Source organism: Tenggerimyces flavus (assembly GCF_016907715.1).
GTDB classification, from domain to species: Bacteria; Actinomycetota; Actinomycetes; order Propionibacteriales; family Actinopolymorphaceae; genus Tenggerimyces; species Tenggerimyces flavus.
The window spans coordinates 5,392,888-5,415,721 of sequence record NZ_JAFBCM010000001.1; the positions used below are offsets into that span (position 1 = coordinate 5,392,888).

Genomic DNA, 22,834 nt, shown 5'->3' on the forward strand with positions numbered 1-22,834 from the left:
ATACGCCGATTTCCTTTCATGATCACGTACATGATCACGGTGTGGTGGAGTCAGCGGGCGGGGAGGTTGAGGCGCTTCAGCCGTTCGTACGCGCCGGTGATGTGCCTGTCGATCGCGTCCTGCGCCGCCTCCGGATCCGCCAGCGCGAGGGCGTCGCGCAGTTCGAGGTGCTCGACGTACCCCACCTCGAGGAAGTCGGGGAAGCTCGCGTTCCGAGCCCGCAGGAACACCGTGACCTGACCGCGGATCGAGGCCCACACCCGCTGCACCCAGCTGTGTTCGCAGTACGCGTAGATGATGTCGTGGAACCGCAGGTCGAGCACGACCGCGTCCTCCGGGTCGATCCGCGTGTCGACCTTCTTCATCTGCTCGAGCACCTCGTCCATCTCCGCGAACCCCGCACCCCGCATCCGCATGCATGCCCGGCTCGCGGCCAGCCGTTCGATCGCGCCGCGCAGGGTGTGCACCTCCTCGACGGAGTTCGCGGTCAACGTGCTCACGAACGCGCCGCGGTGGCGGCGGAGCTCGACGTGGCCCTCGGTCTCCAGCCGGGCGAGGGCCTGCCGGATCGGGCCGCGGCTCACCTTCAACGCGTCGGCGAGCGCGGACTCCTTCAGGTGCTCCCCGGGCTGGACCTTCCCCTCGGTGATCATCGAGCGGAGAACGTCGGTGACCAGATCGCCGAGTGCGCGCTGCGAAGGCAGCGGCGGGACAACGCCGTCGGGGATCACCACGCCCACGACAGTACGGCCAAGATTGTACATTGTAAACGATTGTTGTTGACAGTTTCCAAGCTCGGATACACGGTTGAGCGAACGTTCGCCAGGAAGCGCCTCCCTACCGAATGCGAGGCTGGTCCGGGGCCATGAGCACCGATACGTCCGCACACGTCAGCAGAGTCCGGCTCGGTCCGTTCCCGCCCGCGGCACCCAGCGATCCCGACGCGCCGCACGTCCTCCAGGCCACCGTCGAGGTCGACGCCAGCGCCAGCCGCGGCGAGCTCACCCGCGTCTGGGAGAGCTTCGGCTACGACGAGATCAACTGGACCTACACCCCCACCGGCAAGCGCCTGCTCCAGACGTTCGCCGACTTCTCCGGCGGCGGCTACCTCGTCCGCCCGCACTACGTCTTCTGCTCCGGCAGCGGCTTCGGCATCCCGCACTGGGGCAACGGGAACGTCTACCACGAGGACGAGAACGGCAAGCCCTACTACGACTTCACGATCGTCGACCAGACGTACGACGCGATCGTGAACGCCGGCCACCACGTGCTCGTCGAGCTCGCGTTCACCCCGCGCGACCTGGTGCCGCCGGAGGCCGAGGAGCTGAAGGTCGTGCCGAGCCCGACCGTCTACACCTCCTATGAGGCCGGCACCTGGGGCTACCCGCCGAAGGACTACGACAAGTGGGGCGGCCTGATCGCGGCGACCGCCCAGCACTGCCTGGAACGCTACGCCGAGGAGGAGGTCACCGCCTGGCTGTGGGAGCTGTGGAACGAGCCCGACATCAACTACTGGCGCGGCACGTTGCAGCAGTTCAACGAGCTCTACTCGGTCACGGCGGCAGCCGTCCGCAGCGTGATCCCGAACGCGAAGGTAGGCGGCCCAACAGTCACCAGCGGCGGCCTGGAGTTCCTCAAGGGCTTCCTCGACTACACCTCGAGCCGGAACGAGCCGCTCGACTTCATCTCGTACCACACCAAGGGCAGCCGCTTCCCGACCCGCGAGTACCTCCCGTTCGACAGCCCGCCGAGCGAGCAGGCGAGCCCGTCGTCGACGAAGATGCTGTACGACCTGCGCGAGTTCAACCGGGCCATCGCCACGTACGAGCAGTACCGCGATCTCCCTGCTGTGGTTGACGAATGCGATGCCGCCGTTCCCGCGCACTTCGGCCGCTACGACAACCGCAACTACGAGTTCCAGAACACCGAGTACTACCCCGTGTTCCAGGTCAAACTGATGAAGAAGATCCTCGACCTGAACGCGAACGAGATCGTGCAGGTCCAGCGGGCGACCTCGTGGAGCTTCTACTTCGAGGCCGAGCGGTACTTCGAGGGCACCCGTTCGTTCATGACCGCGGGCCGGATCGAGAAGCCACTGCTGAACGCTTACCGCATGCTCTCGCTGCTCGGCGGGGAACGCGTCGCGGCAAACTCCAACGTGGCTTGGGATCTCGGCGCGCTCGACGAGACCGACGGCAGTAGCATGCCGGAGGAAGTCGACGTTCTCGCCTCGCGCGACGACAACGGTGCGGTGGCCGCGCTGGTGTGGCGGCACACCGACGACCAGTACCAGACCAGCGAGCAGGAGACGACGGTCGCGCTGACCGTACGCAACCTGCCGGGCCGCGGCTATCGCGTACGCCACTACCGCATCGACGCCGAGCACAGCAACGCCCATACCAGGTGGAAGGAACTCGGCGAACCGCAAGATCCGACCGACGAGGAGCTCGCCCAGATCAAGGCGCGGCAGGGGCTCGAGGAGCTCGAACCCGCGCGCACGATCGAGGCGGACGAGGGACGCGTCCAGGTCGAGATCTCCCTTCCGCTGCCGGCGGCGTCGCTGCTGGTGCTGGAGCCCACCGACTGACTGCGAGGGGAGCGGGCGGGCCATGTCGATCAGATCCGTACAGCTCACCCGGCGCGAGTCGAGGAACGCGAAGAACGCCAGGCGCGCCTCGACCGTCGACGAGCAGATGGTCGCGCCCGAGCGCGGGTGGAAGCGGACGACCTGGATCTGGCTCTTCCTGCTCCCGACCATAATCCTCTACGGCATCTACACGATCTACCCCATCATCGCGAGCTACTGGTACTCGCTGGTGGAGTGGAACGGGTTCGACTCCGAGCAGCGCTTCGTCGGAATCGCCAACTACCAGGCGGTGTTCGCCGATCCGTTCTTCTGGAACTCGTTCCGGATCACGCTGCTGTTCATGCTGTTGGTGGTCCCGGCGCGAGTCCTGCTCAGCCTGCTGATGGCGATGGTGCTGAACTCCCCCAAGCTCCCGCTCGTCGGTGTGCTGCGGTCGGCGTTCTTCATCCCGGTGGTCACCACGACGGCGATCATCGGCGTGGTGATGCGGTTCGTCCTCGATCCGGCGAGCGGTCCGGTGAACGGCATGCTGCAGCTGTTCGGTCTGGAAGGCGTCGACTTCCTCGGCGACCAGAAGACGGCGCTGCCCGTCGCGGCGGCGTTGTACGTCTGGAAGTTCTTCGGCATCACGATGATCTACTGGCTGGCGGCGCTGCAGACGATCCCGCGGGACATCTACGAGGCCGCGCGGATCGACGGCGCGAACGTACGGCAGACGTTCCTGCACATTACGCTGCCGTTGATGAAACCGTTCCTGATCATCATCACCGTGCTGACGATCGAGGAGACGTTCCACAACTTCGACCTGATGTACACGCTGACCGGCGGCGGTCCGTACTTCAACACCGAGATCATCGAGATCTACATCTACCGCTGGGCGTTCGCGGCCTCAATTCCCCAACTGGGACACGCGTCCGCGGCCGCGGTGTTCTTCGGCCTGCTGGTCGCCGTCTTCGGGGCCATCCAGCTCTGGGCGGTCTACGCCAGCCGGCGGATGCGGAGGGCGAACCCATGACCCATGTCGCCGCGGTCACGCGTCCGAGGAGCCGGTTCCTGCGCCGGCTGCCGTGGTGGCTCGGCGCGGCGTTCCTGGTCGGTACGGCCGCGGTGTGGGTCTTCCCGTTCGTCTGGATGATCTCGGCGTCGCTCAAGGACAACCTGGAGATGTTCTCCGGCGGGCTCAACCTGCTGCCGGACACCCTCGTCTGGGAGAACTACGTCCGTGCGTGGAACGACGCGAACTTCGGCCGCTACCTGATCAACACCGTCGTCGTCACGGTCATCACGGTCGTGATCGTCACCGTGCGCTGCGCGACGTGCGGGTATGTCCTGGCTCGCTACCGCTTCAAGGGCTCGAAGCTCTTCCTCGGCGTGCTGATCGCGACGCTGTTCGTGCCCACCGGCTACACGATCATCCCGGTCGTCAAGGTCTCCATGCAGCTCGGCCTGATCGACTCACTCGGCGGCATGATCCTGGCCCTGAGCGGCGCGGCGTACGTGTCCGCGATCCTGTTGTACTACGGCTATTTCCGGCAGATCCCACGCGAGCTGGAAGAGGCCGCCGTGATCGACGGCGCGGGCTTCTTCCGGACGTTCTTCTCGGTGATGCTGCCGCTGGCGATGCCGGTCACCGCGACCGTGGCGATCCTGACGTTCATCACGACCTGGAACTCGTTCTTCCTGCCGTTGGTGTTCTCGTTCAGCCGCCCGGAGATCCGGACCGTCAGCGTCGGCATGCAGGCGTTCGTCGGCGAGACCGCGACGGACTGGACGGGAATGGCCGCGGCGGGCGTGATCTCGATCCTGCCGGTCGTCGCGGTTTTCGTCTTCATGCAGCGCTACTTCATGGAGGGCATCTCGGGGGCGGTGAAGTCCTAGCTCAATTTCCACCTTCAAGGATGGAGTCGATCATGACTGCCTCGAAAAGACTGACTCGCCGCGGCTTGCTTGGCGCCTCGGCACTGGCTGTCGCGGGGATCGCTGCCGGCTGCGGCGGCTCGAGCGGGTCGGGTGGTTCCGGCAGCGCGGGTGGCGGCTCGGGCGGCGGCGGCGCTTCCGGTGGCGTCGACTGGTGGGACCACTTCAGCTCGTTCCAGAAGCTGCACGACGAGTGGGCTTCGAAGCAGTCGACGGCGCTGGGCAAGAAGGTCGTGCACACGTACTACGACGCGTCCAAGGCGCAACAGGCGTTCCAGCTGGCGCATCAGGCGAAGAAGATGCCGGACGTCTACTCGAACATCATCGGCCTGCCGCTGTCCGCACTGGTGAGCGGCAAGTGGGTGCGCGAACTGACGCTGTCCTCGGAGGCGACGGCGAAGATCCCGCCGGACATCCTCACCGACGGGATCACGACGCTGGAGAAGAAGCAGTACGGGTTCCCGCTGTTCAGCTACCAGCAGAGCTCGACCCTGGTGTGGTTGAACAAGGAGCACTTCGAGAAGGCTGGGCTCGATCCGGACTCGCCGCCGGGCGACTACGTGGCGTTCAAGGAAGCCTGCGGGGCCCTGAAGGACGCCGGCGTGCAGCCGATGACGCTCGCGATGGGCGCCGACGGTGGTCGGATCCGCGACCAGATCGACGACCTGGCGCAGACCGCGGGGTTCCCCGGCTACCAGGGGCTGAAGTTCACGACGGGCGAGTACGCGTACCACGACGACGCGTACGTGACCGTGATCGAGTTCTTCAAGGACCTCTGGGACGCGAAGCTGATGTTGCCGGGCTCGAACAACTTCGGCGTCGTGGACGCGCGGACCCGGTACGCGGCCGGCCAGGTGGGGATGTTCATCGACGGCATCTGGTGCGCGGGCGGCTCGAAGGCGCTCGTCCCGGAGTCGGTCGACCGGATCGGGTCGGGGCCGTTGTTGAAGCCGACGGCCAGCACGTCGTCGTTCGCCTATCGAGGTCGCCCGGGCGCGACCTGGTTCGTGGCGGCGGACAGCGCGGACCCGGAGGCGGCGACGAAGCTGCTGGAGTCGTTCATGGACGACGAGTACCAGAAGGGCATGATCGCGGCGATGGACCAGCCGCCGCTGAACCTCGACCTGGTGGAGAGCTCGGACGCGATCGACGCGTACAAGAAGGCGGTGACGTTCTGCAAGGAGAACGTTTTCCTGATGCCGCAGGCGATCGTGAAGAACCCCGCGGTCGCGGCGGTCGACGCGCAGCGCAAGCCGATCACGCCGCACGTGGGCAACATCCTGCAGGGCTACCTGGGTGGGTCGATCAAGGACCTGCGCGCGGCGCTGCAGAAGCTGAGCGACGCTTCGGAGGCCGACCGCGAGCAGGCGATGACGAAGGCCAAAGGCTCGGGGGCCGAGGTGTCGGAGGACGACTACATCTTCAGCGACTGGAAGCCAGGCGCCGACTACCAAGCCAGCTGACCCCAGGTTCGTTTCGAACCACCCGGCTTCATCTGAACCACAAGAGACCGGGGGCTCCACAAGCAACCCAAGCACGGCAACAAACAGGAACCGCAAACAGACCTAGCCCGGGCACCCGTTCCCGGAGGCGGGGGCGGCGCGTTAGAAACTGGTGGCCGGGGCGAGTCAAGGTCGAAGATCGCGAAGCGCCCCGGACCGGCCACCACACTCGACCGCCGCAACAGCCCACGGACAGCACCACCTCGAGAAGAGCTTCGCCAAGAAGAGCCCGAGCCGCACCACCCGCAACACTCCGCGGACCCATTGCATGAAGGGCACCTTCATACAAACCTATTGGATGAAGGTGCCCTTCATACAAACGTGTCGGGGTAGCTGGTGCGGGTGGCATGGCGAGGTCTGGCTGGGTCGGGGGCACCCCGGTCCGAACCTATGGGACCAGGGTGCCCCTCACCCAAACCCCCGCCACCGACCCGTGATCATGTACGTGATCATGAAGGCAAACCCGGCGTATACGACCAGTTCGGCTTCATGATCACGTTCATGATCACGGCGCGTTGAGCGCACCTGGCGGGTGGGCGGTAGGTTCGGGCGGGTGGAGGTGTTCGCGGAGCTTGCCGCCGTTGGCGAGTACTTCGCCGTGGACGTCGGGCCCTCCGACGCTCCCCCGCTGGCCGAGCTGTACGCCGGGGGGCGGGAGCTCGACGCGCGCATCGAGCGGGTGTGCGCGCAACTCGGCACGGACGAGCGGCGGGTCGGAGCGTCGATCTGGTTCCAGGGGCTCGCCGCGCGGCTCTGGTCTCCCGTCGTCGGGGCCGCCGCGCTCGGCCTCGACGTTCCCGCGATAGATCCCGCCACCACACGCTGGGACGGCGGAAGGCTCCAACTCGCCAATCCCACAACGGGTGGCAAGCCGAGCGACGTCCTCGATCACCACCTCGAGCCGCTCGTCGCCACCATCAAGCACACCACCAACATCTCCGCCAAGCTCCTCTGGGGCAACGCCGCCTCCGCCCTCGCCGGCACCGTCAAGGTCCTCTTGACGGCCAGGCCGAACGCCAACACCGAGCCCAGAGACCAGCTCCTGCAGGACGAACGCCTCGCCGGCGCCGGGCACTTCGGAGAGCCCGGTGCCGGCTTCCGGCGTACGACCTGCTGCCTGTTCTACCGCGTTCCTAACGGAGGGCTGTGCGGGGACTGCGTTCTCGTAGACCGACCACCGCGATGACCAACGCCGTAAGGGCGAACGCCACGCTGACAGTGAAGCCGGTCGCCATCCCCGCCGCCTGAGCCGCGTGCGAGACCGTCGCGGCGTGCGCGGTCACGTTCCCGTACACGGTCACCAGCACCGACAGGCCCACGGCCGCGCCCACCTGCTGCATCGTCTGCAGCAGCCCCGACGCCGCGCCGGACTCGTCCGGGCGCAGGCCGGACAGGAACGTCACGTTCACCGGCAGGAACGTCATGCTCGCGCCCACCGACAGCATGACCAGCGGCCCCACCAGGTTGAGGTCGTAGCGCGTCGTGGCGGAGATCTGCGTGAGCCACAGCACCGCCGCGACCATCAGCACGAGGCCCACGATCAGCATCCGCCGCGCGCCCAGCTGCTCCATGATCCGCGAGGTGAACCGCGACATCAGGAACATCGTCACCGCGAACGGCATGAACGCCAGCCCCGCGAGCAACGGCGACAACCCGAGGAAAGTCTGCATGAACAGGGTCAGGAAGTAGAAGATCCCGAACATCGTCGCAGGCACCATCAGCATGATCAGCAACGCGCTCGTCCGACGCCGGGAGGCGAACAGCCCGAGCGGCATCAACGGCTGCCGTGCCCGCGCCTCCAGCAGAACGAACGTCACCAGCAACACCACCGCCAGCGCGAGACTGCCGAGGGCGATGCCGTCGTTCCAACCGCCCTCGGCCGTACGGATGAACCCGTACACCAACGACGTCATGCCCAGCGTCGCCGTCACCGCGCCGGCGAGATCGAACCGCCCCGGACTGCGCGGCGACTCCTCGAGGAACCGCGGCGCGAGGATCGCGACCGCGACCCCGATCGGTACGGTCACGAAGAACACCCAACGCCAGGAGCTCAGCCCGGTCAGCAGACCGCCGGCGATCATGCCGATCGCCAGGCCAGAGCTCGCGACGGCGGCGAACATCGACAACGCGCGACTCCGCGCAGGGCCTTCGGAGAAGTTCGTGACGATCAGGGCCAACGTGCTCGGGCCGGCGATCGCGGCGCCGACGCCTTGCAGGGCGCGAGCCACCAGCAGCATTTCCGCCGACGTCGAGAGGCCGCCGAGGAACGAGGCGGCGGTGAAGAGGATGACACCGGCGACGAACACCCGCCGCCGGCCGAGGATGTCGCCGGCGCGGCCGCCGAGGAGCAGCAGGCCGCCGAAGGCGAGCGTGTAGGCGTTCAGGACCCACGACAGTGACGCGTTCGAGAAGCCGAGGTCGGTCTGGATGTGCGGCAGCGCGATCGTGACGATGCTCGCGTCGAGGATGTAGATCAGCGCCCACGACAGCAGGATCGCGAGGGTGATGCCCGGACGTTTGAGCAGCGGGGAATTGCCGTCCGGGGTCGTACTGTTCAACGAGTCAGGGCGCGACACGACGGTCCGCTCGGACATGGGACTCCTTCGTACGGATAATGCTGGGTAGAGGGGTTCGCGGCCGCAGACCCTAAGCGGGGACAGTCCCCGGTTCTACGATGTACGATACGGAGACAATCTCCGTTTTGGCAAGTAAAGGAACGGTCAACATGCGCGCCGACGCGAGGCGCAACTACGACCGCCTGCTCGAGGTGGCGAAGGAGTCGTTCGCCGAGCACGGTCCGGAGGCGTCGCTGGACGACATCGCCAAGCGGTCCGGCGTGGGTTCGGGCACGCTCTACCGGCATTTCCCGACGCGGCTGGCGCTGCAGGAGGCGGTGTACCGGAACGAGGTCGAGGCGATCTGCGCCCGCGGCCAGGAGCTGATCTCGACCGAGCCACCGGAGCGCGCTTTCTTCAGCTGGCTCAGGCTGTTCGTCCGGCACGCGATCGGCAAGCGCGGCCTCGCGATGGCGTTGAAGCGCACGTTGGACATGGACTCGGAGCTGTTCTCGTACTGCCACCAGGCGATCCGTGAGGTCGCCGGTCAGCTGCTGACGAACGCCCAGCAGGCTGGCACCGCCCGCACCGACCTGTCCGTCCCCGACGTCCTCCGCCTGGTGAGCGGCGTCGCCCTCACCTGCTCGGAAGCCTCCGTCAGCGACGGCGAGGCCGACCGGCTGCTCGACTTCCTCCTCGACGCGATGCGCCCAAGGACCTAAGGACCTAGGCCGCAAGCCCGATGTGCTCGCCGCAGGCGGTGCCTAGGGTGAGCAGTCATGACCGTATGGATCTGTGCCACCTGCGCGGTGGAGCACCGTGACTCGGCGGCGCCGCCGAACGGCGAGTGCGCGATCTGCGCGGACGAGCGGCAGTACGTTCCCGAGGACGGCCAGCGCTGGACCACGCTCACGGAGCTGCGCGAGGCCGGCACGACGATCGACCTCGCCGAGGTCGAGCCCGGGCTGTACGGGCTCTCGACCACCCCGGCCGTCGGCATCGGCCAGCGCGCGCTGCTGCTCCAGACCGACGACGGCAACCTGCTGTGGGACCCGGTCGGCTACGTCGACGACGCGGCCATCGAGAAGGTCCGCGAGCTCGGCGGGATCGCGTTCGTCGTCGCCAGCCATCCGCACATGTACGGCGTCCAGGTCGAGTGGTCGCACGCGTTCGGCAACGCCCCCGTGCTCGTCCCCGAGGCCGACAAGCGCTGGCTGATGCGCCCCGATCCCGTCGTGCGCTTCTGGGAGGGAACGGTCAAGCTGCTGCCAGGCACGACGCTGATCCAGGTCGGCGGCCACTTCCCCGGCAGCGCCGCCGTGCACTGGACAGGCGCCGCCGACGACAACGGCGTGCTGCTCGCCGGCGACACCGTGATGCCCGGCCGGCGCGTCGGCTCGGCTTCGTTCATGCGCAGCTTCCCGAACATGATCCCGCTCTCCCAGGCCGCCGTGCGCAAGATCGTCGCCAACCTCGAGCCGTACGAGTACGACCGGCTCTACAGCAACTTCGGCACGGTCGTCCGCCCGAACGCGAAGGCCGGCGTCAAGGCCTCCGCCGAGCGCTACCTCGCCTGGATCCGCGGCGACTTCGACGACGACATCTGAGGGAGCCAAGCCGTCGCGAGCAACGTGCCCACGCCGCCGATGACGAGCGTGGGCACGACGCCGACCACCGCGACGATGCCCGCTCCCGCCGCCATGCCCGCCGCGAGCGCGGCGCCGCCGAGGAACAACACGGTGCCGTTCACGCGTCCGCGTACGGCATCGGCGAGCAGCCGCTGCTGAACGGTCTCGCGATGCACCTCCCACACCGTCCAGCCGAAGCTGTTCACCAGACGGGTCACCATCAGCGCGGGAACGGCGAGCGGCCCGAGGATCGCGGCCAGCGGCATCAGTGCCATGCCGACGCTGCGCAGCACGTTGCCGACCACGATCGCGCGGCTCTCCCCCAACCAGGTCCTGACCGGCTTCGCGAGCGCTGCGCCGACGAGCCCACCGATCGTGCCGAGCGTGAAGACCAGTCCGATGACGGTCGGCGCGAGCCCGAGGTCGTCGGTGAGGAACACCAGCAGAACGCTCTGCATGCTGGCCCAGAAGAAGATGTACGTCGCCTCGGACAGCGCGAGCGCGCGGATCGTGCGCTGCTGCCAGGCATGGGCGAGGCCCTCCTTGAAGGCCTGGACGGGGTGCGGGTTGGCCTCGGGACGCGGCTCGTCGGCACGTTTGATCAGCGCGTTCGCGATGGCGCTCGCGACGTACGTTCCGCTGGTCACGCCGATGCCGGCGGGCGGGCCGAGCAGCTGGATGAGACCGCCGGCGAGACTCGGTGCGGCCGTTCGCGTCACGCCGTCGCTCGCGCCGACGAGCGCGTACGCCTGGGCTCGGTGCTCCTCGGGGACGACGGCCGGAACGTACGTCCGGTACGCGGTGAGCCAGCACATGTCGAGCGTGCCGACGATCAGCGCCAGTACGAAGAGCTGCTCGATGCTGAGGACGTTCAGCACGGCGGCCACCGGGATCGTGGCGAACGCGGCCGCGCGGAGCAGGTCGGACCCGATCAGCAGCTTCCGGCGCGGCCAGCGGTCGACGAAAACGCCGATGAACAGGCCGAACACGAGCCACGGCGCGTTGAACGCGAAGCCAAGAAGGGCGACGGTGGCAGGATCGGTATGCAGGGTGACGATCGCGACGAGTGGGACGGCGAGCACGCTGAACTGCTGTCCGACGAGCCCGGTCGCCTGCGCGAACCAGAGCTTGACGAAGTCGGCGTCGTGCCAGAGCTTGCGTGGTGACGGCATGAGCGCCGATACTTGTATGACTTGACTAGCCAAGTCAAGTCGAATTGTCGGGAAGGAGAACGGTGGCGATCGGCGCCGAGGACTTGTTCGACCTCGATCCGGACGACCCGCGCACGCCGTCGCAGCAGATCGCGAACTCGCTCCGCGCCGCGATCCTGCTCGACCGGCTGCAGGCGGGGGATCGGCTGCCGTCCCAGCACGCGTTGTGCGAACGGTTCGGCGTCGCGCGCGAGACGGTGAAGTCGGCGCTGCGCATCCTCGATCGCGACGGGCTGATCGTCAGCCGCCAGGGCAGCGGTGTGTTCGTCAAGACGCGGCGTGAGCCCAGCCACGACCTGGAGGAGTTCCTGCGGTCGGCGTTCGACCGGCCGCACGTGACGATCGACTACGCCGGTTGGCGAGCGGAGACGTTGTCGAACGTGCTGCCCCGCGCGCTGGACGTCCTGCGGTCCGGGCAGGCCTCGGTCAGGTCATTCCGGCTCCGGCTGCTTCTCGTCGACCCGTCCGCACCGGTCGGGCTGCCGCGACCGGTGGACCCCACCGACAGCATGCGCTCGGTGCGACCGGGCCTGCTGCGCCTGCATCGGCGATCGTTGGAGAGGTTGGACAAGTCGTTGGCGTCGCTGGCCGGCCTGGTACGGGAGACCTCGATGGAGGTCCGGCTGCACACGCTGGGCCCGACGTTCAAGTCGTACCTGCTGAACGACGAGCGCGTCCTCTTCGGCTTCTACCCGGTCGCCCCGCACAGCATGGACGCCGGCGGAAGGTCGGTGGAGCTGCACCACCCGTCGGGCTGGGACATGAACCTGTTCGGCCCCGACGAGCCATTCACGCGGCAGACCACCGCCTGGTTCGACTCGGTCTGGTCGACGATCGCTACCGACGCCTGAACTCCGCGCCAACGACGGAGTGATGGACTGGAATCGATCCTAGACACGCACCGATACGGTGATCGCATGGCCGCCGGGGAGTACACGCATGTCCAGTCGACCTACCGGCTCCAGCTCCGGTCGGAGTACGACTTCGACGCGGTCACCCAGACGATCCCGTACCTGGCCAAACTCGGCATCTCCCACCTCTACCTCTCCCCCGTCCTGCAGGCCGCGCCCGGCTCGACGCACGGGTACGACGTGGTCGACCACACGCGGCTGTCCGAGACGCTCGGCGGCCAGGACAGGTACGACGAGCTCGTCCGGCAGGCCCGCGACCACGGCCTCGGCATCGTCCTCGACGTCGTCCCCAACCACATGGCCGTCCCCACGCCCGCGCATCTCAACGCCAAGCTCTGGGCGGTCCTCCGCGACGGACCGGCGAGCCCGTTCGCACGATGGTTCGACGTCGACTGGTCGCACCAGGCCGAGACCGGTCACGGCGCGATCCTGATGCCCGTGCTCGGCGACCGCATCGGACGCTGCCTCGAGCGCGGCGAGCTCACCAGGGACGAGCACGACGGCGAGCCCGTGCTCCGCTACTACGAGCACGTGTTCCCGATCCGGCCCGGCACCGAGCGGCTCCCGATCGCCGAGCTGCTCGACCAGCAGTACTACCGGCTCGCGTACTGGCGCGTCGCCGACGAGGAGCTCAACTACCGCAGGTTCTTCGACGTCGACACCCTCGCCGCGGTACGGATGGAAGAGCCCGAGGTCTTCGCCGCGAGCCATGACCTGTTGCTGCAGCTGCACGCGGAGGGCAAGGCGGACGGGTTCCGCATCGACCACCCCGACGGCCTCGCCGATCCCGCCGGCTACCTCGCGCAGCTCGCCGATGCCACCAACGACGCCTGGGTCGTCGCGGAGAAGATCCTCGAGGCCGACGAGCGGCTCCCCGCGGACTGGCGCTGCGCGGGAACGTCGGGGTACGACACGCTCTGGCGCATCCAGGGCGTGTTCGTCGACCAGAACGGCGCCGACCCGCTGCTCCGGCTCTGGCGGCACGTCACCGGCCAGCCGGCCGAGCTGCTTCCCGTTGCACAGAAGGCGAAACGGCACGTCGTCGAGGAAGTACTCGCGGCCGAGGTCGTACGCCTCGTCGAGCTCGTCATCGCGATGGGCGTCGACGACATCGAGGTCCGCGACTACACGCGGCGCCGGCTGACGGCGGCGCTCACCGAGCTGCTCGTCGCGTTCGACATCTACCGCGCGTACGTACGACCAGGCGAAACCCCCACCACAGAAGCGAAAACGGCCCTCCACCGAGCAGCCGAGCGAGCGCGAACGGCCGAGCCCGACCTCGAGGACGAGATCGCGCTGCTCACCCAGCTCGCGCTCGGCGAGCGTGCCGACGACCCGCGGCACCGCGAGTTCTGCGTACGGTTCCAGCAGACCACCGGCCCCGTGCAGGCGAAGGGCATCGAGGACACCGCGTTCTACCGCTGGTACCCGCTCGCCGCGCTCTGCGAGGTCGGCAGCCCCGCCGACCGCTTCGGCATCAGCCCGGTCGACTTCCACACCTGGGCAGGTGAAGCGCCGAACGCCAGCATGACCACGCTCTCGACGCACGACACGAAACGGTCCGAGGACGTCCGCGCCAGGCTGATCACCTTGACCGAACGCCCCGACGAGTGGGGCACGGCGATCGCGACCTGGCGGGCCGCGAGCGCGCCGTACCGGCCGGCCGCGCTCGACGCCGCGACCGAGTACCTGCTCTGGCAGGTGCTCGTCGGCGCGTGGCCGGTGGACATCGACCGGCTGTCCGAGTTCCTCGCGAAGGCGACGCGCGAGGCGAAGCTGCACACGTCGTGGACGCAGCCGGAGCCGGCGTACGACGACGCCGTGCGCGCGTTCGCCGAAGCCGTTCGCGGCGACTCCAGCCTGCTGCGGAAGATCGAACGCTTCGTCGAACGACTCCGACCCGCCGAGCGTTGCGTCGTGCTCGGACAGAAGCTCGTGCAGCTGACCGGCCCGGGTGTGCCGGACACGTACCAGGGCAGCGAGCTCACGTTCCTCGCGCTGGTCGATCCGGACAACCGGCGGCTCGTCGACTACGCCAGCCGGCATGAGCTGCTCGAGCAGCTGGACGCGGGCAAGGCGCCGGCGACGCTGGACGAGGAGAAGCTGCTGGTGGTCTCCCGCGCGCTGCGCTGCCGGCGCGACCGCGCGTCGGCGTTCACCGGTGCCTACGAACCGCTGGCGGCGACCAGTGCGCACGCGTTCGCGTTCCTGCGCGGCGGCCAGGTCGCGACCGTCGCCACGCGGCTGCCGAAGAGCCTCGAACGCGCCGGCGGCTGGGGCGACGCGACAGTCTCCCTGCCGCCCGGAACGTGGACCGACCAGCTCACCGGCGCGACGTACGAAGGCGGCGACGTCCCGCTCGCGACGCTGCTCGGACAGCTCCCGGTGGCGCTACTGGTTCTTGCGTAGGTGCCGGACGAGGTAGCGCTCGTCGGCGACCCGCTTGGCGCCGTACATCGCCTCGTCGGCCTGCGCGAGGACCTGGTTCGCCGACCCGAAGTCGGACAGGACGACGACGCCCACGCTCGCGCCGACGCGGCAGGTCGCGCCGCCCACGATGATCGGCTCGTCGATCGCGCGGACCAGCCGATCGGCCATGTCCTGCGCCTGGTCGAACGAGATCTCCGGCACGACCACGAGGAACTCGTCGCCGCCGTACCTGCCCACGGTGTCGGACCGGCGCACGGTCGCGGCGATCCGGCGGGCGACGGTCGCGAGCACCTCGTCGCCGATCAGGTGCCCATGCTGGTCGTTGACCTGCTTGAAGTGGTCGAGATCGCAGAACAGCACCGCGCCCGGGTGGTCGTCGTGCCGCGACGAGGCGATGACCTCCTCGAGGCGCGCGCAGACCGCGGTGCGGTTGACGAGGCCGGTCAGCGGGTCGTGCGCGGCGCGGTAGGAGAGCTCGCGCTCGTTCTCCTTGCGCGCGGTGATGTCGACGAGCTGGCCGAGCAGCAGCGCGGGGCCGTTCTCCGGGACGGGGAGGACGGTGGCCTGGAGCAGTGCCCAGAAGAACGTGCCGTCCTGTTTGATGCAGCGGCATTCGGACCGATACGTCTCGATCGTCCCGGCCGCCGCGGCCGCGAGGATGGGGACCTCGGTGCCGGAGACGAGCAGCTCGGAGATGTGCCGGCCGACCAGCTCTTCGGGTTCGTACCCGAACATTTGTGCCAGCGCCGCGTTGCCCTTGACGATCCGGCCGGAGCGTACGGGGTCGAGGCTGACCAGGCTCATGCCGACCGGGGCGTGGTCGAACGCGAGGCGCAGCGTCTCCTGCGTCCGTTGGTCTCGCGCGCCCTGCCGGTGTCCGAGGGCGAGGCCGAGCTGCGCGGCGACGATCTCCAGCAGCTGGCGTTGCTCGTCGTTCGGCGTTCCGTCCACGGCGAGCTCGCCGATCGGCTGGCCGGTCGCCGAGCGCATCGGGGCGACGAACGTGACCGCGCCGTCGCCCACGCCGGCGACGACCGCGAGCTCAGCGCCCTGGGCGAGCCGTACGGAGACGGTGCGGAAACCCGTCGCGTGCGCGACGGCGCGGGCGAGCTCGGTGAGTGATTCGCCCGGATCGTCCCCGGACCCGATCGCGGTGAGCACGCCATGCAGCTGGCGTAGGGTCTCTACGCCCCCATGAGAAGCGTCCTGCGGCACGCAGCCTCCAGCCGACCGGCCCATCCCCCGTGCGTGCGAACTGTGCCCGAAGCTTAGAGGTTCAAGCCTGGGTTCGGCGACCACGGGGTGTAATTGTCAGCCAGGTGTCCGTAAGTTGCCAAGCAGGTAGCAGGCGACCGCCGCTGCCGCTGCCACATTGAGAGAGTCGATGCCCGCGGCCATCGGGATCCTGACAGCTCGGTCGGCTTCGTCGAGCCAGTGGGAGCTGAGACCGTCACCCTCCGTACCCAACAGCAGTGCCAGGCGGTGCGCCGGATCGACGGTCTCGTCCTCCAGGGCCGTCGCGTCGGCGGCCGGGGTGAGGGCGAGTAGCCGGAAGCCGGTCGCGCGGAGCTCGGCGAGGCCTTGGTACCAGTCGGTCAGCCTGGCGTACGGGAGCGCGAAGACGGCGCCCATCGAGACCTTGACCGCGCGCCGGTAGAGCGGGTCGGCGCAGCGCGGCGAGAGCACGATCGCGTCGATCCCGAGCGCGGCGGCGCTGCGGAAGATGATGCCGACGTTGGTGTGGTCGACGACGTCCTCGATTACAAGGATGCGCCTCGCCTTGGCGGTGACCTCTGCGACTGTCGTCGGCGGTTTGCGGCGCATCGACGCGAGCGCGCCGCGGTGGATCGGGAACCCGGCGACCTGCTCCACCTGCTCCTGCGGCAGGACGAACGCCGGGGCGTCTGAGTCCTCGATCAGGTCGCGGAGGCCGACGAGCCAGCGCTCGGCCATGAGGAACGAGCGGGCTTCGTACCCCGCCGCGACAGCCCGCCGGATGACCTTCTCGCTCTCGGCGATGAACAGCCCGTGCTCCGCCTCGAGACTCCGCCGGAGCCCGACGTCCCGCAGCCGCTGGTAGTCCGCCAGCCGCGGATCGCCGAGGTCAGCGAGAGGAACGATCACGCCCCCACTCTGCCCTGTCGCCCACGTCGCTTTGGATGAAGGTGCCCTTCATCCAAGACGTGGCGGGCTGGCCGTGGTCCCGGGTCCGCCCGTGATCATGTACGTGATCATGAAGGCAAACCCGGCGTATACACCGGTTCGGCTTCATGATCACGTACATGATCACGGCGGTGGGGCGGGGGCGAGTCGGGCCGGGTCAGAGGCGGTGGAGGTGGAGGAGGCCGCTTCTCGGGACGGGGAGGCGGTGCAGGCCGGCGGTCAGCTCCCCCACCGGCAGGTCGACGGCGGCGCCGCGGCAGTCTTGGGCGCCGACGAGCGAGACGGGGGCGGAGGCCAGGACCTCGATGACGAGGTCGTCGCGGCCCGTCGCGTTCGCCACCCAGAGGTCGGCCTGGTCGGACGGGCGAACGGTCACCACCAGATCCGTGTACGCCGCGGCGATGGTCGTCCCCGAGCCGTGCGCCCGGACCAGCGGGTGCTGCAGGTCCGGCCGCGGCGACTCGATGCGCCCGCGGAACAGCGTGGACCGGTGTTCGGTGACGAACGCCAGCCAGAACCGCATCATCGCGAGGTGATCCGCGGGCACCTGGTCCAGCAGCACCGAGATCTGCGGCACCGCGAACAAGACGGCCAGCACCTGCTCGGCCGCGACCTCGGCGGGCAACGAAGGGTCCCACATCAGCATGTCCGCCTGCACCGCCGACGCTGGCGTGAGCAGCCGGAGGTCGACCGTACGGACGCGGTTGTCCACGCGGTCCATCGGGCAGTCGCCGGCGCGGAACAGGTTCGCGTACCGCCACATCCGCGGCCCGATGTAGTTCTGCCGGAACTCCACCAGCACGTCCGGTCGCACTGCCCGCAGCTCAGCGGTCAGCGAAGCGAGGAACGCGTCCACCGCCTCCTCGACCCGCGCGAAGTCCGCGCCCGGACCCGCGGCCGGAGCGTCTTCACGCGGCCAGGTGTCGACGAAGTCGATCTTCAATCCGATCAGGTTGTAGTCACGCACCAACGACACACACGTCGACACCAGGTGGTCGCGAACGTCCTTGTAGCGCGGGTCGAGCACCCCGCACCGCAGCCGTTCGATGGTCGTCAGCAGCTTGCCCTGGAATCGTTCCCACGCAGCGCTCTCCATGCCCACGAACGGCGGCGCGATCCACAGCAGGTAGCCCCCACCGGCCTCCGCCGCGACCGAAGCCTGCGCAGCCAGGTCACCCAACCGCGACGGCTCCACCTGCCAGTCACCGGTGAACGCGTACCCGCGCGCGGCGTCCGTCGTCATCCAGCCGTCGTCGACGATCAGCACCTTGCAGCCGAGCTCCCGGGCCAGCTCGGCCTGGCGAGCGACCGCGGCGGGCTCGAGCCGCTGATGGAAGCTGTACCAGGTCGAGTACACCGGCACGAGCGCGAGATCCGGCACTGGCAGCGCGGGCACGTCGCTCGACGCCAGCCACCACTGCGCGACGTCGTGCAGCGCGTCGGAGTACGCCACGGCCCGCTGGTCGACGCGCATCCGCACCACGTACGGGCCCTCGGCCGGCGCCACGCCCTCGACCTTCACCCGGTGCAGGAAGCGCGACGTCTCCTCCTCGACACCGGCCTGGATGTGCACGGGCTCGACGACCTCGTCGAGCGCCCACGTCTCGACGTTCCCGCCCGACGTGTCGTGCAGCGCGCCGAGAGGCGCCCACTTCAGCGCGTTCGTGATCCGCGGCCGCGTCCACTCCACGCCGAGCGAGCGGTGCACCGAGTGCGGATGCCAGTACGCGACCGCGTCGCCTGCCGCCGTACGCCACAGCAGCGAGAACGTCACGTCGCCGGTGCTGTCCGGCTCGACCGTGAACGTCAGCTCGGTGACGCCGGGCTCGACCTCCACTTGTTCGACGGAGGCTCGTTCGATTTCGAGCGTGGTGGTACCAACGGTCACGAGAGACATGGCCGACAGCCTTGCAGAAAGCGCATTCTCTACGGAAGGGCGTTGCGCAGTCTGGCCGCCGACTGCTGCAGCAGCTCGGCGAACGCGACCGCAGTTGGCGTACGCGTTCTATGCGGCGCGGTGGCGACGTACACCGAACGGACCGGCGCGTTCGCGTCCCGCAGCACGACGACGGCGAGGTCCGGTCGCGCCGCGGCCACCGCGAGCGACGGGATCATCGTGACGCCGAGGCCCGCCGCGACCAGTCCCTGCTTGGCGATCCACTCGCGTGCGACCATCTCGATCCGCGGCTCGAACGCCGACCCGATCAGCGTCCGTTCGGCCCGGGTGTCCCCCGCGATCCAGCTCTCGTCGATCAGGTCGGCGAACGCCACCTCAGCTCGCGAGGCGAGCGGATGACCGGGCGGCATCGCCACGTACATCGCGTCGTCGAGCAGATGCTCCAGCTCCAGCTCGCCGAGGTCGTCGCCGGAGTACGAGCTGACGACCGCGACGTCGAGCTCGCCGGTCATCAGCAGCGTGACGAGGTCGGGCGTGAGCCGCTCAGCGAGCGTGACCACGACCTTGGGGTGCGCCTTCCGGAACGCGGCCATCGCCCACGGAACGAGGGCGGCGTCAGCAGTCGCGAACGCGCCGATCCGCAGCCGCCCGCTCTCCAGGTCACGCAGCGAGCGCAGGTCCGAACGAGCCGCGCCGAGCCGTTCGACGAGGGCCTCCGCGTGCGGCAGCAGGCTTCGCCCCTCTTCGGTGAGCGCGACGCCGCGCGGCAGCCGGTCGAACAGTCCGACGCCTAGTTCGCCTTCCAGCGTGGAGATCTGACGCGAGACGGCCGACTGCGTGTAGCCGAGCGTGGTCGCCGCGGCGGTGAACGAGCCGAGCCTGGCCACCTCGCGGAACACCACGAGCAACGTGGTGTCCATTCAGACGAGGATCCCCAGCTCGGCGGTGACCTCCGCGCCCGGCAGGTCGGCGAGCGCGCGGCCGGGGAGCAGGATCTTCGAACGCCGTACGCCGCTGCCGATGATGACCGCGTCCGCCCCGAGGACGCGCTGGTCGACGAGCAGCGGCCAGTCGGCCGGGAGTCCGATCGGGGTGATGCCGCCGTACTCCATGCCGGTCAACTCGACCGCGGTGTCCATCGGCGCGAACGAGGCCTTGCGCGCGTCGAGCCGCTTGCGGACGAACCCGTTCACGTCGGCTCGGGTCGTCGCGAGGATCACGCAGGCGGCGAGCGTGGTGTTCTCGCCCCGGCGACCGGCGACCACGACGCAGTTGGCGGAGACCTCGAGCCCCACCTCGTACCGCTCGCAGAACGCCGCGGTGTCGGCGAGGTCCGGGTCGATCTCGGCGACCAGCACCTCGTCGACGCCGACCTTGCCGGACGGCCAGGCGTTCAGCGCCGCGAGGACGGGCGGGGCCAGCAGGTCGGGGCGGTCGAGGGCTGGGACGGCTTGCAGCGTGCCGATCGAGGTAGTCACGACGTCATTCTGCCTCGGGTGCGGCGGACCACGACGAAGACGATCACGATCGCGGCGGCGAGGAGCAACAGCAGGAGCACGGCGGCGGTGATCTCGCCGCGGTCGCGGGTCTGCGTGATCACCTCCTGGTACGCGGTGTCGGCGTCGGCCGCGTCGAACGTGTAGTCGTTGGCGATCGACTTCGGCTCGACGATCAGGTTGTCCCAGCGGGTGAGGAACATGCCACCGCCCAGGAACGGCTTCAGCGACTCGGTGTCCGCGCTCGGCTCGACGCGGCCGGCGAACCTCAGCTCGGGGCTGTACGTCTGCGAGGCCGGCGTCCGCGGATCCATCCGATGGTCGGCAAGCAGGTAGAGCTGGACGGACTGTTCCCGTTCGGCGTTGCGGGACAGCCGCATCGGGTAGACGAGCTCGTCCGAGGCGAACGTGAGTCGCAGCGGCTGCAGCTCGCCGGTGAGCTCGTCGCCCTCGGCCGGAGCGAGCTTGATCGCGACGATCTCCCAGCCCTCTTGGACGTACGGCGCGAGGTCGGCGTCGAGCGTTGCCGGCTTGTCGAAGCCCTCCTTGCCGAGCCAGTCGGCGAGCGCCTTCGGGTCGTCGGCGCCGAGCCTGGTGACGTCGAACGGGCCGAGGCGCTGCTGTCCACGTACCTGGACGCCACCGTCCTGCGCGCCACCCGGCGCGCCGCCGTACCGGTCGCCGCGCAGCCAGTCGAAGCTCGGCCACCAGGAATCCCGGTACTCGGTGCGCGGCCGCGTCAGCCTGCGGAGCTCGTCGAAGACGGTCGGCTCGGCGAGCGTGACCTTGGCCTCGCTCGGGACCGGCATGATCCAGCCGGCTTTGTCCGAGCTGCCCTGGACACCGAGCGCCATCACGATGTCCTCGGTGCTGCCGTCCCAGCGGACGAGTGCCTTCTCGTCCACGACGACGGCGTCGCCATTGGGGATGTACGCGCCGCAGGCACAGGCGTACGCGGGAGCGGCGAGGCTGACGGAGACGACCAGCGCGACCACGAGCAAGGCGGCGCGGAGGGGATTTCGGGTCACGCGGGAGCCAATCTGCGACGACGGTTTCGCTTGGAGGCGAGGACGAGGACGACGGCGAGCAGGACGAAGACGACCGCAGCCACCCGATTCGGGAAAGTACACCGCACGACATCGAGTCCCGCGATGTCGCCACGCAAAGTGTCGGGCGATTGTGACCTCCGCCGGTCGGCCCCGGAGCCGTGCTAGCGTGCGGCCGCATGTCTGAGCAGCTGCGGGCGGTGGCGGAGCGGAAGCTGCGCTGGGTGGTGTTCTGGCTGGGTACCACGGCCGTCTGCCTGGTGGCCGCGATCGTGCTGCTGATCATGGGCGAGCCGGCGCGGGCAGTGCTGGGTGGGCTGGTCGCGCTGGTGGTGCTCGCCTGGGTGCTGCTGGTCTGCCTGCGCGGCTGGAGCGCGGTACGGACGACCGGCACACCGCCGGCCGCGTCGGTGGGGCGGACGTTCCTCGTGCTGGTCGGCCTGATCTTCGGCCTGGGCGGGATGATCTGGTTGGGCAGCCACCCGCTCGCGGCGGCGAGCGACGGGGTCGCCTCGTTGACGCCGACCGAGTGGACCACGGCCGCCGTTGCCGTGCTCACGTTGCTCATCGGGCTCGCTCCGCTGTGGTTGCTGCCGTCGCGCTCCCGCGCCGTCGTTCCTCAGTGAGGGTTGCCGCCTGGCAGGCGCCGTACCTGCCGTTCGGGTCGATGGACGCGGTCGGCCTGCTTCGCGTACAGCTCTCCCGTTGCGAGGCCGAGGGTGTCGCCGTGCTGTGTTGCCCCGAGGCGGTGATCGGCGGGCTCGCGCACGAGTCGTCGGGTGACTCGCCGGCCGAGGTGGCGTTGACCGTTGCCGAGCTGACCGAGGTCGTCGCGCCGTTGCTCGACTCGACGGTCACGGTGATCGTCGGGTTCACCGAGCGCGATCCGGCGGGCGGGCTGTACGGCTCGGCCGCGGTGCTCCGGGACGGCCGGGTCGCGGACGTCTACCGGAAGGTCTATCCCGGCTACCGCACGGTGATCGGCGCGGGCGCGGCTTTGCCCGTCTTCGAGAGCCCGCTGCCGTTCGGGATCGTGATCTGCAACGACCTCTGGTACGTGGAGCCGACGCGAGTGTTGGCGGCCGGCGGGGCGGCGGTGATCTTCGTCCCCACGCACAGCGGGCATCTGCGCGAGCCGTCGGCGAGCTTCCGGGCTCGCGGCGACAACCTGCCGATCGCGCGGGCCGTGGAGAACTCGGTGACCGTGGTCGTCGCCGACGTGGCGGGGCGACAGGGCGAACGCTTCGCGTACGGCTTCTCTGCGGTGATCGACCCGGACGGCCAGGTGCTCACCAGGGCGACGTCCGGCACGGAGGAACTGCTGATCGCCGATGTCGAACCGCGGCGCCGAGACGCGAAAGACCCGCGGGGCTGGGATGGTCACACCAACCCAGCCGTCACGCGGGCCTTCCTCAGGCTCTGGCAGCCAGACTGACCGTCGGCCCGTGATCATGTACGTGATCGTGAAGCCGTAGCTGTCGTATACGCCAG

Annotated in this window: 20 protein-coding genes; 11 read left to right on the forward strand and 9 right to left on the reverse strand. The window is 69.0% G+C overall.

The features are described from left to right. Positions 1-50: 50 nt before the first annotated feature. Positions 51-734: a GntR family transcriptional regulator gene (locus tag JOD67_RS25230; protein ID WP_205120170.1), complete on the reverse strand. Its 684-nt coding sequence runs from the start codon at positions 732-734 to the stop codon at positions 51-53. A gap of 131 nt (positions 735-865) precedes the next feature. Between JOD67_RS25230 and JOD67_RS25235 the strand changes: the two genes are divergently transcribed. From JOD67_RS25235 to JOD67_RS25255, 5 genes are all read left to right on the forward strand, one after another. Continuing rightward, complete coding sequence (locus tag JOD67_RS25235; RefSeq protein ID WP_205120171.1) at positions 866-2,587, forward strand: GH39 family glycosyl hydrolase; 1,722 nt, start codon at positions 866-868, stop codon at positions 2,585-2,587. A gap of 22 nt (positions 2,588-2,609) precedes the next feature. Continuing rightward, on the forward strand, positions 2,610-3,602 hold the full coding sequence (locus JOD67_RS25240; protein WP_205120172.1) for a carbohydrate ABC transporter permease: 993 nt from the start codon (positions 2,610-2,612) through the stop codon (positions 3,600-3,602). After that, positions 3,599-4,465 carry a carbohydrate ABC transporter permease gene (locus JOD67_RS25245; protein ID WP_205120173.1) on the forward strand — a complete coding sequence of 289 codons (867 nt, stop codon included), beginning with the start codon at positions 3,599-3,601 and terminating at the stop codon, positions 4,463-4,465. Before JOD67_RS25240 ends, JOD67_RS25245 begins: the two co-directional genes overlap by 4 nt. 32 nt (positions 4,466-4,497) lie before the next feature. After that, positions 4,498-5,967 carry an ABC transporter substrate-binding protein gene (locus JOD67_RS25250; RefSeq protein WP_205120174.1) on the forward strand — a complete coding sequence of 490 codons (1,470 nt, stop codon included), beginning with the start codon at positions 4,498-4,500 and terminating at the stop codon, positions 5,965-5,967. Between the two features lie 592 nt (positions 5,968-6,559). Beyond that, the gene (locus tag JOD67_RS25255; protein ID WP_205120175.1) at positions 6,560-7,192 is read left to right on the forward strand and encodes a (2Fe-2S)-binding protein; all 633 of its coding nucleotides are present in this window, start codon (positions 6,560-6,562) and stop codon (positions 7,190-7,192) included. Here the strand turns inward: JOD67_RS25255 and JOD67_RS25260 are convergent. Next, positions 7,140-8,600, reverse strand: coding sequence for an MFS transporter (locus JOD67_RS25260; protein WP_205120176.1), 1,461 nt, complete (start codon positions 8,598-8,600; stop codon positions 7,140-7,142). The genes JOD67_RS25255 and JOD67_RS25260 overlap by 53 nt on opposite strands. Before the next feature lie 131 nt (positions 8,601-8,731). On the opposite strand from JOD67_RS25260, the gene JOD67_RS25265 reads away from it, so the two are divergent. Further along, positions 8,732-9,283, forward strand: coding sequence for a TetR/AcrR family transcriptional regulator (locus JOD67_RS25265; protein ID WP_205120177.1), 552 nt, complete (start codon positions 8,732-8,734; stop codon positions 9,281-9,283). Positions 9,284-9,340: 57 nt separating this feature from the next. Further along, positions 9,341-10,168, forward strand: a complete 828-nt coding sequence (locus JOD67_RS25270) for an MBL fold metallo-hydrolase (RefSeq protein WP_205120178.1) — start codon at positions 9,341-9,343, stop codon at positions 10,166-10,168. Here JOD67_RS25270 and JOD67_RS25275 read toward each other — a convergent pair. Beyond that, positions 10,126-11,361, reverse strand: coding sequence for an MFS transporter (locus JOD67_RS25275; protein ID WP_205120179.1), 1,236 nt, complete (start codon positions 11,359-11,361; stop codon positions 10,126-10,128). The two genes, JOD67_RS25270 and JOD67_RS25275, sit on opposite strands and share 43 nt — an antisense overlap. 62 nt (positions 11,362-11,423) lie before the next feature. Here JOD67_RS25275 and JOD67_RS25280 point away from each other — a divergent pair, with 62 nt between their 5' ends. Both JOD67_RS25280 and treY read left to right on the forward strand, forming a co-directional pair. Further along, positions 11,424-12,251 carry a winged helix-turn-helix domain-containing protein gene (locus tag JOD67_RS25280; RefSeq protein WP_205120180.1) on the forward strand — a complete coding sequence of 276 codons (828 nt, stop codon included), beginning with the start codon at positions 11,424-11,426 and terminating at the stop codon, positions 12,249-12,251. Between the two features lie 66 nt (positions 12,252-12,317). Then, the gene (gene treY, locus JOD67_RS25285) at positions 12,318-14,720 is read left to right on the forward strand and encodes a malto-oligosyltrehalose synthase (protein ID WP_205120181.1); all 2,403 of its coding nucleotides are present in this window, start codon (positions 12,318-12,320) and stop codon (positions 14,718-14,720) included. On the opposite strand, the gene JOD67_RS25290 is transcribed toward treY, so the two are convergent. The 6 genes from JOD67_RS25290 to JOD67_RS25315 all read right to left on the reverse strand — a co-directional run bounded on the left by JOD67_RS25290 (position 14,703) and on the right by JOD67_RS25315 (position 21,325). Beyond that, positions 14,703-15,902 carry a sensor domain-containing diguanylate cyclase gene (locus JOD67_RS25290; protein WP_205120182.1) on the reverse strand — a complete coding sequence of 400 codons (1,200 nt, stop codon included), beginning with the start codon at positions 15,900-15,902 and terminating at the stop codon, positions 14,703-14,705. The two genes, treY and JOD67_RS25290, sit on opposite strands and share 18 nt — an antisense overlap. Positions 15,903-16,052: 150 nt before the next feature. Further along, the gene (locus JOD67_RS25295; RefSeq protein ID WP_205120183.1) at positions 16,053-16,865 is read right to left on the reverse strand and encodes a TrmH family RNA methyltransferase; all 813 of its coding nucleotides are present in this window, start codon (positions 16,863-16,865) and stop codon (positions 16,053-16,055) included. A 196-nt stretch (positions 16,866-17,061) separates the two neighbouring features. Continuing rightward, the gene (locus JOD67_RS25300; protein WP_205120184.1) at positions 17,062-18,801 is read right to left on the reverse strand and encodes a glycoside hydrolase family 36 protein; all 1,740 of its coding nucleotides are present in this window, start codon (positions 18,799-18,801) and stop codon (positions 17,062-17,064) included. A 29-nt stretch (positions 18,802-18,830) separates the two neighbouring features. Then, entirely contained in the window at positions 18,831-19,721 is an 891-nt protein-coding gene (locus tag JOD67_RS25305) for a LysR family transcriptional regulator (protein WP_205120185.1), read from the reverse strand. Continuing rightward, positions 19,722-20,279: a YbaK/EbsC family protein gene (locus tag JOD67_RS25310; RefSeq protein ID WP_205120186.1), complete on the reverse strand. Its 558-nt coding sequence runs from the start codon at positions 20,277-20,279 to the stop codon at positions 19,722-19,724. Next, positions 20,276-21,325 carry a DUF2330 domain-containing protein gene (locus JOD67_RS25315; RefSeq protein WP_205120187.1) on the reverse strand — a complete coding sequence of 350 codons (1,050 nt, stop codon included), beginning with the start codon at positions 21,323-21,325 and terminating at the stop codon, positions 20,276-20,278. Before JOD67_RS25315 ends, JOD67_RS25310 begins: the two co-directional genes overlap by 4 nt. Positions 21,326-21,522: 197 nt before the next feature. Between JOD67_RS25315 and JOD67_RS25320 the strand changes: the two genes are divergently transcribed. Together JOD67_RS25320 and JOD67_RS25325 are read left to right on the forward strand one after the other, a co-directional pair. Continuing rightward, a complete protein-coding gene (locus tag JOD67_RS25320; protein ID WP_205120188.1) occupies positions 21,523-21,969 on the forward strand; it encodes a hypothetical protein in 447 nt (148 codons plus the stop codon). Beyond that, entirely contained in the window at positions 21,966-22,778 is an 813-nt protein-coding gene (locus JOD67_RS25325; RefSeq protein ID WP_205120189.1) for a carbon-nitrogen hydrolase family protein, read from the forward strand. The genes JOD67_RS25320 and JOD67_RS25325 overlap by 4 nt, the downstream gene beginning before the upstream one ends. Positions 22,779-22,834 lie beyond the last annotated feature (56 nt).

Excerpts from the sequence above, each read along its gene's own strand:
- JOD67_RS25250 (WP_205120174.1), top strand. The coding sequence starts at position 4,498 with ATGACTGCCTCGAAAAGACTGACTCGCCGCGGCTTGCTTGGCGCCTCG.
- treY (WP_205120181.1), top strand. The coding sequence starts at position 12,318 with ATGGCCGCCGGGGAGTACACGCATGTCCAGTCGACCTACCGGCTCCAG.
- JOD67_RS25320 (WP_205120188.1), top strand. The coding sequence starts at position 21,523 with ATGTCTGAGCAGCTGCGGGCGGTGGCGGAGCGGAAGCTGCGCTGGGTG.
- JOD67_RS25240 (WP_205120172.1), top strand. The coding sequence starts at position 2,610 with ATGTCGATCAGATCCGTACAGCTCACCCGGCGCGAGTCGAGGAACGCG.
- JOD67_RS25305 (WP_205120185.1), bottom strand. The coding sequence starts at position 19,721 with ATGGACACCACGTTGCTCGTGGTGTTCCGCGAGGTGGCCAGGCTCGGC.
- JOD67_RS25235 (WP_205120171.1), top strand. The coding sequence starts at position 866 with ATGAGCACCGATACGTCCGCACACGTCAGCAGAGTCCGGCTCGGTCCG.
- JOD67_RS25275 (WP_205120179.1), bottom strand. The coding sequence starts at position 11,361 with ATGCCGTCACCACGCAAGCTCTGGCACGACGCCGACTTCGTCAAGCTC.
- JOD67_RS25265 (WP_205120177.1), top strand. The coding sequence starts at position 8,732 with ATGCGCGCCGACGCGAGGCGCAACTACGACCGCCTGCTCGAGGTGGCG.
- JOD67_RS25260 (WP_205120176.1), bottom strand. The coding sequence starts at position 8,600 with ATGTCCGAGCGGACCGTCGTGTCGCGCCCTGACTCGTTGAACAGTACG.
- JOD67_RS25300 (WP_205120184.1), bottom strand. The coding sequence starts at position 18,801 with ATGTCTCTCGTGACCGTTGGTACCACCACGCTCGAAATCGAACGAGCC.
- JOD67_RS25245 (WP_205120173.1), top strand. The coding sequence starts at position 3,599 with ATGACCCATGTCGCCGCGGTCACGCGTCCGAGGAGCCGGTTCCTGCGC.
- JOD67_RS25270 (WP_205120178.1), top strand. The coding sequence starts at position 9,341 with ATGACCGTATGGATCTGTGCCACCTGCGCGGTGGAGCACCGTGACTCG.